General features: G+C 27.7%; 12 protein-coding genes. 1 reads left to right on the plus strand and 11 read right to left on the minus strand.

The genetic code is table 11. The features are described 5' to 3' along the window. Positions 1 to 243 precede the first annotated feature (243 nt). The 7 genes from BUB83_RS04305 to BUB83_RS04330 all read right to left on the minus strand — a co-directional run bounded on the left by BUB83_RS04305 (position 244) and on the right by BUB83_RS04330 (position 6891). A complete protein-coding gene (locus BUB83_RS04305) occupies positions 244 to 3030 on the minus strand; it encodes a hypothetical protein (protein WP_073337214.1) in 2787 nt (928 codons plus the stop codon). Positions 3031 to 3078: 48 nt separating this feature from the next. Continuing rightward, positions 3079 to 3261, minus strand: coding sequence for a hypothetical protein (locus BUB83_RS04310; protein WP_073337215.1), 183 nt, complete (start codon positions 3259 to 3261; stop codon positions 3079 to 3081). A 988-nt stretch (positions 3262 to 4249) separates the two neighbouring features. Continuing rightward, the gene (locus BUB83_RS04315; RefSeq protein ID WP_073337216.1) at positions 4250 to 5332 is read right to left on the minus strand and encodes a hypothetical protein; all 1083 of its coding nucleotides are present in this window, start codon (positions 5330 to 5332) and stop codon (positions 4250 to 4252) included. 14 nt (positions 5333 to 5346) lie between these two features. Further along, complete coding sequence (locus BUB83_RS04320) at positions 5347 to 5532, minus strand: hypothetical protein (protein WP_073337217.1); 186 nt, start codon at positions 5530 to 5532, stop codon at positions 5347 to 5349. A 186-nt stretch (positions 5533 to 5718) separates the two neighbouring features. After that, positions 5719 to 5889, minus strand: coding sequence for a hypothetical protein (locus tag BUB83_RS21840; RefSeq protein ID WP_159434046.1), 171 nt, complete (start codon positions 5887 to 5889; stop codon positions 5719 to 5721). Positions 5890 to 6357: 468 nt separating this feature from the next. Continuing rightward, positions 6358 to 6633, minus strand: coding sequence for a hypothetical protein (locus BUB83_RS04325; protein WP_073337218.1), 276 nt, complete (start codon positions 6631 to 6633; stop codon positions 6358 to 6360). 21 nt (positions 6634 to 6654) lie between these two features. After that, positions 6655 to 6891 carry a DUF5348 domain-containing protein gene (locus tag BUB83_RS04330; protein WP_073337219.1) on the minus strand — a complete coding sequence of 79 codons (237 nt, stop codon included), beginning with the start codon at positions 6889 to 6891 and terminating at the stop codon, positions 6655 to 6657. 145 nt (positions 6892 to 7036) lie between these two features. Between BUB83_RS04330 and BUB83_RS04335 the strand changes: the two genes are divergently transcribed. Continuing rightward, complete coding sequence (locus BUB83_RS04335) at positions 7037 to 7237, plus strand: helix-turn-helix domain-containing protein (protein ID WP_073337220.1); 201 nt, start codon at positions 7037 to 7039, stop codon at positions 7235 to 7237. An 810-nt stretch (positions 7238 to 8047) separates the two neighbouring features. Here the strand turns inward: BUB83_RS04335 and BUB83_RS04340 are convergent. The 4 genes from BUB83_RS04340 to spoIVB form a co-directional block, all read right to left on the minus strand. Further along, positions 8048 to 8530 (minus strand): helix-turn-helix domain-containing protein, encoded by a 483-nt coding sequence (locus BUB83_RS04340; protein WP_242950627.1) that lies wholly within the window; start codon positions 8528 to 8530, stop codon positions 8048 to 8050. Beyond that, the gene (locus BUB83_RS04345; RefSeq protein WP_073337221.1) at positions 8530 to 9525 is read right to left on the minus strand and encodes a tyrosine-type recombinase/integrase; all 996 of its coding nucleotides are present in this window, start codon (positions 9523 to 9525) and stop codon (positions 8530 to 8532) included. The genes BUB83_RS04340 and BUB83_RS04345 overlap by 1 nt, the downstream gene beginning before the upstream one ends. 149 nt (positions 9526 to 9674) lie before the next feature. Further along, positions 9675 to 10493: a sporulation transcription factor Spo0A gene (spo0A, locus tag BUB83_RS04350; protein WP_073337222.1), complete on the minus strand. Its 819-nt coding sequence runs from the start codon at positions 10491 to 10493 to the stop codon at positions 9675 to 9677. Between the two features lie 166 nt (positions 10494 to 10659). Further along, positions 10660 to 11871: a SpoIVB peptidase gene (gene spoIVB / locus BUB83_RS04355; RefSeq protein WP_073337223.1), complete on the minus strand. Its 1212-nt coding sequence runs from the start codon at positions 11869 to 11871 to the stop codon at positions 10660 to 10662. Positions 11872 to 11965: the final 94 nt, after the last annotated feature.

Consider the following 11965-nt stretch of genomic DNA (forward strand, 5'->3'; position numbering starts at 1 on the left):
ATTTTTAGCAAAAGCATAATAAATGAAGGTAGCGACCCCTCAATACTATGCTCCTACTGACGGTATTTTTAATGTTGTTCCGCAAACAACTCTACTAGTATTGCTTTTTAAAGCAGAGAAAATTTTGATTGATTATCTACTCTTCTCCCTATTGTAGCACCTACAACACACCCTAAAAAACCTTGTTAAGCTAGTCATATCAATGGTTTAGAAACTTTTAATTATAATTATTCGGTATTAAATTTATTTGAATAATTGTAATAATGAATCTCCAAATGTTATAAATAACACTTCTAAACTAATTGATTCTATTCCACTTTTCTTATCTATTCTATTAGATTTATGTTTTACAGTATTTAAACACTTTTTCATAACAGCTACAATATCTGCTTTTGTAAGCTTTTGATCTTTTATGTACTTAGCTGCATTATATTTATTAGAAGTTACTTTATCATGTTTTTCTTTTCTACTTAGTTCAGAATTGCCCATTACTGCTTTGTTCATGAAATCTAATGAATTAATTTTTCTAACAACATTATCTACTTTTTCATGATTAACTTTATTTTTATTCTCTTTTAGCAGTTTAGCAACATGTACTGTAGCATTTCTACCTTTTTTGTCTGCAATTTTATCTAGTTCTTCTTGTAGCCAGTCCATTGGAGTGTCCATTTTGGTATATTGTGCTTCAATCCAATCTTTTTGAATACTGTCATTTACTTTTAGCAATTCTAGCAATTCAGATTTATCTAATAATTTTTTATAAGCTTCTTTATCTTTTTTAATCTCTTCTAAATTAACATTATTATCTGCACAATATTGTTTTATAATTGGTGCATCTAAATCTCTTCTATGTTTTTTATTTGTTATTTGTCGTTGTTTATCTGCGCTATTATCCCCAATATATCTAAAGAAATTAGGTTTAATTCTTCTTTTATCTTCAGCACTTATAAATTCCATATCTTTTTTAATAATTTCTAATTCCTTAATAATTTTTAATTTAGCAAACTGTTTTTTAGCCTTATCTATTTCACAACAAGAGATACTAGAAAGTCTGCTACTTTGTTTATAAAGCTCATCTAATTCTGCTTGTGCTTCTAGCTTGTTATATCGTAGATGATTAAATTTACTGTTTATTTCTTGACTAAGATTAATTACTTGCCCAATATAATTTTGTGCAATAGCTTTATCTACAATACACATATTTAAAGCATTTAACTCTCTCCTAACGTTCTCACCTTTAATACAATTTTTAGGTATAAGAGTTTTGTCTTTTCCAATGTTTTTACAAGCTTCAACAATTATAGTATTGTTTGTTAAAAGGTTACTATCAATATCAAAATCTTCTCCCTGATATGTAGATAAAATTGGATAATCTATGCTATTAAGAAATACTATGTTTTCAGTATCGTTCATGTAAGTATGTATATCATCTATGTATTTGTTAACTTGAATACCTATATTCCCCTCGTTAACATGAGGATTCCTGAATCCAACAACGTCTTCTCCATTATTAAATCTACTACAATATAGTTGATTACCTTTTAATTCAGAAATACCATCAAATTTCCCCACAGTAGCATTTAATAATTCAACAGGATTACCGCACGCAACACAATAATCTGCACTATCTATCAATATTTTACCTGTTCTGATTTTATTTACATAAGAATTTATAAAATTTCTTCTATAATCTTTAAACACTTGTGTGTGTTGGAAGTCGCTATTTTTGTGTGACATAGCAACAAAAGCACTTGTAACGTCAATTTGATTACCTTTTGTAATTTCTTCATCATCATCTATAAAACTATTATCTATAGAATTAACTTCTGCAAGAAAGAAATCTAAATCATTTTTTAATTTATTTACATATGCTATTTCTGGTGCTACTAATTGAGATAATTCAGATTTTGTAAATGGAATAGTATTAACCATTTGGTACGACAATCTATTTTTCGGAATACCATCATCAGAAACAAAATGACTTTGATGCTCTGTTTTGCACACGCCAAAGGTTGTCCCACATCTTTCCTTCCAATAAGTCAACCACGCACCTTCTCCGACATAACCTTTTCTAGTAACTTCTTCTTGAAATTTAGCTATTTTAATTGCACTTGGTGTAGTTATTAACTCAATATCTTTTACAAATATTTCTTTCCCAAACATATCTGTAACAGTAAATGTTTCATAATCAGCACCAATACTATTACAATAGTCGATATAATATGCTTCTAAATCACACGAAAACCCAGCACACTTCATATATCTGTTTCTCAATAAAGCTACTCCCTTGCCTTTAATAATCTCATTATCTTCAAAAATTTTCTTCGAGAGAAGTCCTTCCCCATCCCAAATTGAGTTAGATTCTTCCATCATTACATTTTCTGTATGTAATTGTTCACCTTCTAGCCATGTTTTACTCATTTTCCAATTAAATTTACTCTCATAATCATCGATAACAAGAATATTTTTAGGGTCAAATTTTATTGTCCCAATTAAACTACTCAATGTTAAGCTTTCATATGCTCTTACACTAGCAATATCTACTTCCCCTGTAAAATCTAAGTCCATTCTTGCCCATACTAACGACTTGTCCACTATTGTATTTAACATAAATAGATTATCTCCAACTCTAGCTTTACCACTTCCACGTTTCCAATTTTTCATTAAATTATTATTGAATTTAAAGCCATTATTATATGACCAAATTCTTAAATCAAGCGTATTTACTGCGATTTCTTCTTTTTTATTAATATATTTCTTATTATATTTTACGTTAATAATATCTAATGTATAAGCTTTCCCATCTATGTATTTAACATCTATATTGTCTTGTAGATATGGATTTTTAACCAATTCAAACGACCAATCAATTTTACCATTTAATATTTTATCTAAGTATTTTTCTTCTACAACATAATTGTTATCCTCATTTTCCATAGCAGCTTTGTACAACCAGCAACATTCTATTGAAGGTATATATATTCCTTCTACTATCTCTGCAACTACTCTTTCCTCATTAACATTTTTCATAACCTTATTCCCCCATTTGATTTTTATTTTTATTTGATTTGTGGTTAATTAAAATTTTGCTTTATTTCTTAATGTAATGCTATCTAAATCAGATCTAAGCTTGTCCGTATCTTCAAAAAGAAAAACTAGAAATCCAATTTTGTTTCTATTTATTTCAGTACCCTGAAAATTATTTCCATTTTTCATTAATTCTTCTGCAATTTGCTTTTTAAATATTTTTTTGATATTCAATTTAATTTCCCCCTATTTAAAATTTATTTTTTATTTATTGTTGACATTGCACATAATAATATGGTATACTTAGTTGTAATCTTACCATGGCATAACTATAACATAAATTAAAATTAATGTCCAACACTTTTGGGCTTTTTTGAATTCACTCAAAAATGGGTGAGTTTATTTGTGTTTAGAAAAGTTTCCCCTTTGGAGGGTAAATTATTAAAGTTTGCACAGTCTATGCCAACCCACTAATAGCCATATTCTTAAACTGTGTACAAAGGTGGACACAGTTATTTTGCTCACGGTCGGAACGTTATCACTTATCATTTTGAGTGATAAGACAACTGTTCTTCATTTTGAGTATCAGTTTAAGCGTCACAAAAGTGTGCACCTTGAACTGATACTAGAATATTTGCAATCAACCTTACAAGTTCATTTGAAGAACCTGTTCTAAATGGCTCATACCCTTTAAAAATTTCTAAAATGCACACTATGTATATTTAAAACACGTACGTACAAGCATTATTAAGCAACTAAATACCGTTCTTTAATTAATTTGAATATAAGTATACTAGCACAATAATAAGTGTAATATGTACTCTATTTAATTTGATAACGATAGATAATAATAATAATAATCACAAGCAACTTGTTGCGAAGTGAAAAGGAAGTTCAGTCGCTGCTTTTTGCGACTTAACGACGTGCATTTGATTTTATCTTTTCTTCTATCTATTAAAGTAAGTCAAAAGATTAAAAGCAAAGTCAAAAGATAAAGTCAAATGCCTGACGCACAACAAGTTGCTTGTCATTTCGTCTTTAAAGTCAAAACGCTACGCTGACTTGAAAGCCAAAATTTATTATTTTATTTATTTATTATTTTTATTCTGATTATGTGTTCCCTCAATTGAGTGAAAGTACAATTCAAAAAGCGTTCCATCTTTCGTAGGCTTATATATAATTTTCTAATATAGGGTTACGAAAGATGGAACGTTTTAGAGGATTAAACTATATAATTAACTATTTCTTTTACCTCATTTAGATAATTTTCATTATTAACAATTGACATTTCCCAACTTTTTAAATATTGAGGTTTCTTTTTAGAACCTTTAAAAACTTTATCTTCTTCTTCTTCTAAAAATAAATATAATATATCATTATCAAGTTGCTTCTTTCTTACTATTATTTCTTCAACTTGCAATTTTGCTTTTTCTGCTACTTTTGATTTTATTATTTGTTTTAATTTTTTTGCATTATTATATTCTTCATCAATTATTTCTCTATTTTCTTGATAATAAGCAGTAATTTCATAGCCAACATAAAAATACATACATTCAATTTCTTTTTTAACTTCTTCTTTTACTTTGTCATAAAATTTTCTTAATGCTTTTTTATCAAATTTAAGTTGTTGAATTGTTGTGTCATATGCATCTAATAATTTTTTCTCAATATCTTTAATTATTTGAGTTTCTTCTGTATTAGCAATTCTTTCTTTTGAAATTCTTTCTTCATCAAAGTATGAAATAATGTATCCTTTTTGAAATTTAATAATATTTTTATTCTGCAATCTTGTCAATGACTGTTCAATTTTTCTATTTGCTATCGAAGAAACTTGAAACATAACGTTGTTAAATGAAATAAAAGATAATCCATTTTTTGAAATATATTTGACGATTTCTTCTTCTTTTGTTTGAAGTCTTTTGTAATTTTCATTGATTAAATTTGCTATTTGTAGCATTTGCAAGTTTGTTCGATATATTGTATTGTCTATTTTGTGATTTTCTTGAATAGAATAGAAATAATTTGTTAATATAGCATCAATATAATTCGCATAAAGAGTAGTTTGATTTCTACTCCCTTCTGATTTTCCACTATGCCCTTTTCTATTATCAATTTTTTCTTTTACTTCTGCAAAGATCTCATCAATGAAGGTTTTCTGTCCTACTTTATGATATGTGAAATACCTTTCAAAGTCCTTATATTGACAATTTCGTGAGTTACCTCTACTCTTTTCTTCTACTTCTAATAAACTACATAATTCTTTGTATTTGTATCCTTGATTGATTTGTAAATTGTTTGTATTCATAATTGGTATTCCCCCTAATAATTAGATGTGCTTTTTTTTAGTTTAATTAATTCATGTAGCACAAAATTAAATTTATCTGTATTTTCAAAACTATATACCGTTTTTCCTTCTTCATCCTGATATTTAAAGTATCTAAAACCTATGAAATTCAGTGCTTCTGCTAAAGATTTCTTTTTAATTACTGAATAGTTATTTTCCATATTAATTACCCCCTGTTGTAATGTTCGGAATGAACTTTACAAATTATTGTTTATTTATGGAGGATTATAATATCCAATCCTCCATAAATCATATATTTATTCTATGTATCCTCAGTTAAAATGGAGGATTGCAAAAATAATTCTTGCATATTGACTTTATATATGTTAATATTATTGTGTAGTGTTCTATTCATTTTCAGCAATATATTGAGAAAATAATTCTTCTATAATAACATTGATGCTACATCTTCTTGCTATTGCAAGTATTCTAACCAGTATTCTAATCTGATCTAATATATCTGTTTGAATAGAAGTTGTGAAAGGTTCTCTTTCTACGTCAATTTTTGGTCTCCCCATCTATTTCACCCCCTTGATTTCTATAAGTATTTAAAAAATAAAAAATATATACATCTAATACGGACAATTCATTTCCCCCATAGCGTTGTTACAAATCTAGTCATATAGCCATTTCTAGCTATTATATGTGCAAATTTATTAATCCTATTCGGACATTTGAAATTATTGTTCCCCTTATTGTAGCAGATGTAAATTTATAATTTATTGTCTGTAAGTGTTGGTATGACTAGCTTTACAGTATGTTTGATGAAATTATTCGGTATTAAATTTTATATAAAGCATTTCCTTTAAAGGAAACGATATATGTTTTGCTTTGGGATTTCCCAACATAAACTCTAAATTTTAACCTCTCTCATACTCGCTCATGCTTCCATTTGCTACGTTTTTCTTCAACATGATTTTAATAAAATTCCACTTTTATCAACTTTGTTGAAATTAAAAGAGTAACCATTTAGGCTACTCTGATTTTTAATCTAATATTTCTTTGCTACAACAAACTAATTGTTCTATACAACAATACAAATTTGCAAAATGTCCTTTTAATATATCATCTAAAGTCCACTCATTTTTTTTGATACAATATTCCACATAATCGTAATTATTAATCTTTTGCATAAACAGTTCTTCTAGCACAAATTTTCTTTCTTCCCTTGTCCCACCTGCATAAAGGTAAATATAATCTCCCACGATTTGTTTATCCAATTTTTGCTTTCTTGTTTCCATTTTTGTAAATAAATTTTCCATTTTATCATCCCCCATTTTTTATTAAATTCTTGCTTTCCAACCTAATAAATCGTAAATATAAATTCCATCTTCATCATTGCAAAAATAGTAGTCTTGGTATTTGTGGCTATATTCAATAATGCCTTGTAGCCAAGTGTTATCATCTGTGTCGAAAATTTCTATTGGTTCTCCTGATGTAAAATAATAATTATCTTCTAGTGCATATCTGCCCTGACTATTATGTTTAAGCTTTCCTTCATGGTCATACTTTTTATTCATAAATTTTAACCTCCCAAGAATTTTTATTTTGTCTTAATATATTTACTATTATAACTGCACTTATACTATAAGTCAAGTTGTATTATTGATAATTATATTATTTATTGTTATACTATATATATACTTGTAGTATGGAGGTTCTTAAATGCTTAAACTTAGAATAAAGGATATTTTAGAAGAACAAAATAAAACTGTTTACTGGTTGGCTAAACAAATTGGTATGAGTCAAAATAGTGCAGGCAGGCTTGTAAAAAATGAAACTTCTTCAATTAATTTTGAAAATTTAGAGAAAATTATTAAGGCTTTAGATTGTAATTTTGATGATATTTTTGAAATTAAAGACTAAAAAAGGACTAGATTAAATTCTAGCCCTTTTTCTTTATGCGTTGACAAATTAATTAAGAAACAATTAGATAATAAATCTAGTGACCTCTAGTCAACGTACAGCCAAAATAGCACATAAATAAGGCATTATAACAATAATCAGGTGCTAATATACCTAATGTACCTAATTAGGATTATAGTGCCTTATTTATCGTGTAGAGTGCTATTACATGCGTATAAACAACTAAAGTTCTTTAAGGACATCTGTTTAATTATGCTTGTTTAAAAAAAACTGAGTAATTAGTTAGTTATCTATATTCCACCCACCACTTTTTTTTGCTTATATTAATGAATCTCAGAATCCTTTTATATCAATGTTTAAATGGCTTAGTTTATAACTAACATACCGAACAACTAAAAAAGTATAATTTAACGGTATATAATATAGTTATAAATCTATCTATATATATATATATAGTATTAATTTAATTAATTCTTCTTTGTATTTCTTTGTATAACAACTGTGGCTTATCTGATGTGAGATACAAGTTATTTCTTATGCGACACACATTTAATATACTAATTTTGCACTAGAATATTTTATATTTATTTACAAATTTTCACTTATAAAAGCGTTTCCTTTAAAGAAATCGTTGGTAAATATTTGTAATTAGATACAAATTTAAGTTGCTGCGAAAAAATAAAATAAAAATTTACATGACAAATACACCTATTCTTGATAATTTTTAAAAAATCGGTTATAATAAGTGTAATAGTATATTTTATTTAGTTGTGGCATCTACTTGAGTCGTTATCTCAGTAGGTGCTTTTTCTATTCGTATTCATCCCAACCTAACAAAGTTCTTTCAATTTTATCTAAATTATATGAACGTTGTTTTCTGTTTGAGAAGGAATCTTTATATTGATTAGATTTATTACTAGAATAATTATTTTTAATTTGATTAACTTTATTTGCTACTGTATTACCAACTTGATTTATTTTCTTTTGTAGCATTGTATATATATTGCTGATACTTCCTCTTCTCTGTTTCTTAATTAATTTGTCAACTATTAATTCTTTTAAAGATCTTTGTATTGTTCTTACACTACAATGTAATTTTGATGCTAAATATTGTTGTGAAGGGTAACAAGTGTCTTTATCTGCATAGCACATACTTAATAGTAATACGTATAGACGATAAGCACTATTTGATAGATTACTTGTAATATCTGCATTTTGTATAATTGTATAATTCCCTGCTGTTGTTGTAGATGTATTATTATTTACTATATTTTTCATTTTTTTTGTACGCATTATCTTCTACCCCCCTTCATATTTTCTAAAGGGCTAAATTTACGATAATTTTTTCTAATATCTTCTGTGCTTAAATCTGCATATGCTTGTTCTGTTACAGTTACGCTACTATGACCCAAAATTTTGGATAATGTGTAAATATCTCCACCACTCATTAGAAATCTTCGTGCATAATTATTTCGTAAACTGTGTGCTGTAATATTTTTCGTTATTCTTGCTCTAGCAACATAATTTCTAAAATTCTTTTCAAAATTGCTTACTGCTAATTGAGTGCTTCTATTTGTGCAAAATAAGAACTCTGTATTGACATATCTATCTTTGTATTGCAACCATCTGTGTAACATTTTCTGCATAACATTAGAAAAAAATACATATCTATCCTTGTTGCTTTTTGCATTTTCTGCTTTAATTAATATTGCATTATTTCTAATATCTAAATTTTCTACTTGAAGTGCTAAACATTCCCCTATTCTCATACCCGAATCTAATATTAATTGTATAATAATGTAATCCCTAAATTCGTGAAATTTTGTTGTGTCTAAGTATCTAATTAATCTTGCAAACTCTTCATCTGAAAGTTGTTCTTTTGCTTTTCTTACATTTTTAAATTGCTTGATTTTTTGAAGTGGATTAGTTTTTATAACTCTTTCCTCTACCAAAAAATTAAAAAATACTTTTAAATTTCTGATATAATTATTTACAGTAGTTGTAGAAATTTTTTTACCGAAATCTTCTCTTGCACAAGGATTATTAATTTTTTCTGTTCTGCTATTTGCTGTAAAGGTATATTTGCCTCGCTCTTTAGTATAAATAATATAATCTTTAATATTTTTTTCTTTCACTAATTTCGCATCTGTAATTGAAAAGTTGTCTTCTAAATAACGTGCAAATAATCTTAGCGTTGCTTCGTAACTCGCAATAGTTTTTTTAGATAAATTTTTATTTTCGCAGTAATACATAAAATTGTCAATTTGATACTCAATTTCTTTTAACATAATAAAAAAGACCTCCTGTTTATTAGAATAAAATCCAATAAACAGAAAATCTTAAAATAAATTCAAAAAAACAATTTGTTGGTTTATATTATAGTTTGTTGGCTTTTTAATATGAACCAAAATCTATGTAAACCCTTGATATAAGTAGGCTAGCTTACCTTATTTTTTAATCTTAGCTTATCAGCAACCATTGCTATAAACTCAGAATTTGTAGGTTTTCCTTTTCCATTAGAGTATGTATATCCGAAAATTTTATTTATTGTTTCAACTTGACCTCTACCCCAAGCTACCTCTATAGCATGTCTTATTGCTCTTTCAACACGACTTGAAGTTGTATTGAACTTCTTTGCTATATTAGGATAAAGTTCTTTGGTCACAGCAGATAATAATTCCATGTTATTAACTACCATGGTAATAGCTTCTCTCAAATACATGTATCCTTTTATATGAGCTGGTATTCCTATTTCATGAATTATGTTAGTAATTTCATTTTCTAAATCCAGTGGCTCGTTTCTTCTGTAATCATATTTTTCACTATCCACAACTTCAATATCTTTTCTAATTCTAATACTATCATCACTTATTGTGTTATTAAACATTTGTCTGATTCTTTTAATAAAAACATCCATATCAAATGGTTTAACTACATAATAGTCTGCTCCTAATGATAAAGCTCTTTGAGTTATTTTATCTTGCCCCACTGCTGAAAGAACTATTACTCTAGGTATACTTTCTAGGTTCATTGAATTTAATCTTTCTAAAACTCCTAATCCATCTAAATGCGGCATAATAATATCCAATATTAACAAATCTGGCTTTTTAACCTTAACAAGCTCCAGTGCTTCTAGTCCATCCTTAGCCATTCCTGTTACTAAAATATCACTTTGATTTTGTAGGTAATCATTTAAAATATTGCAAAACTCTTTATTGTCATCTGCAATTATTACATTAATTTTTGAATTATCCATTTTACCCCTCCTATAATTTTCCAAACTAACTTCTTATATACCTATTCGACATAAGATTTACAATTCCTTTAACTTAATGAAATTTTTAAAAAAAATAAAGTAAAATAAAAGATAAAATCTACTTATCCTTTATTTTACTACTTAATAGAAGAAGTTTCTAGTAATATTATAAAATCCCTGCATCTTTCAACATCCACTCTATATAAATACCATATCCTACATCAGGTTTATTTATTAAAACGTGAGTTACTGCTCCAATAATTTTGTCATTTTGAATAATAGGACTTCCGCTCATTCCTTGAACAATGCCTCCTGTTTCTTTTAAAAGTCTTTCATCTGTAACCTTAATAACCATAGATTTAGATCCCGGTTCTTGTTGGTCTATCAATTTTTCAATCTTTATATCGTATAATTCTGGCTCTGAACCGTCAATTGTGGTCAATATCTGCGCAGGCCCAACCTGAATCTCATTTCTTAAGCCTATTTTCATTGCCTTTGAATACTTATTATCTAACAATTTATTAGTTCCTTTTCCATAAATACCACAAGAGGTGTTTTTTTCAACTTTTCCTATAATCTTATCTTCGTCTACAAATAAGCCTCTCAATTCTCCTGGACTTCCTTTTTCACCCTTCTTGTAGGAAATTATTGAGGAATTAACAATTTCTCCTTTATCCACAGTTAAAATGGTTCCTGTATCAATATCTGTTATGGGATGTCCAAGTGCTCCAAAGGTTTTAGAACTTTTGTGATAAAAGGTTAAAGTCCCAACTCCAGAAGTATAATCTCTTACCCATAATCCAATTTTATATGATTGGTCCTTCTCTGCTAATTGAGGAACAACTTTTTTAGAATATTCTTTCCCTTCTCTTTCAACTGTAACTATAATATCTCTTCCTTCTGAACATTTCACTTCATATACAAGTTCTTCTGCAGTTTTAATTATTTTATTGTTTACTTTTACTATTGAATCTCCTACATTAATACTGGCTGATGAAGCTGGACTTATAACTTTACCCTCCTTGGTTTCAATATCACATAATGCTACCACTAATACTCCTTTAGTGTTAATCTTAACACCTACAGGTTGCCCACCAGGATAAAGCTTTATATCCGGTACAGACTGCACAGAAACTGACTTAACTGGCAGAAACCCAAGAAGATTAATATTAATTGAATCATTGTTACTATTGATTTTGTTTAAATGGTTTTTGGTATAAAAAATATTTGCTTCTATAATATTATTGGATTCTATTTCCTGTCCTTCATGAACATAAATGGTGCTAGGTATAGAGGAAATATTATTAAATAAATTTCCTGAAAAAATTAATAGAGAAATAAAAATCCAGCATACCATGCAATAAAGTTTCTTTTTCATCTCATTACCTCCTGCATAATGGCACTGACTTTAATTTTAATTTCCCCCATATGAAATATATTATGCTAAGATAAATATGCTTCAAATGTTCTTC

This window comes from Clostridium grantii DSM 8605, assembly GCF_900129965.1.
In the GTDB taxonomy this organism is placed as follows: domain Bacteria; phylum Bacillota; class Clostridia; order Clostridiales; family Clostridiaceae; genus Clostridium_AF; species Clostridium_AF grantii.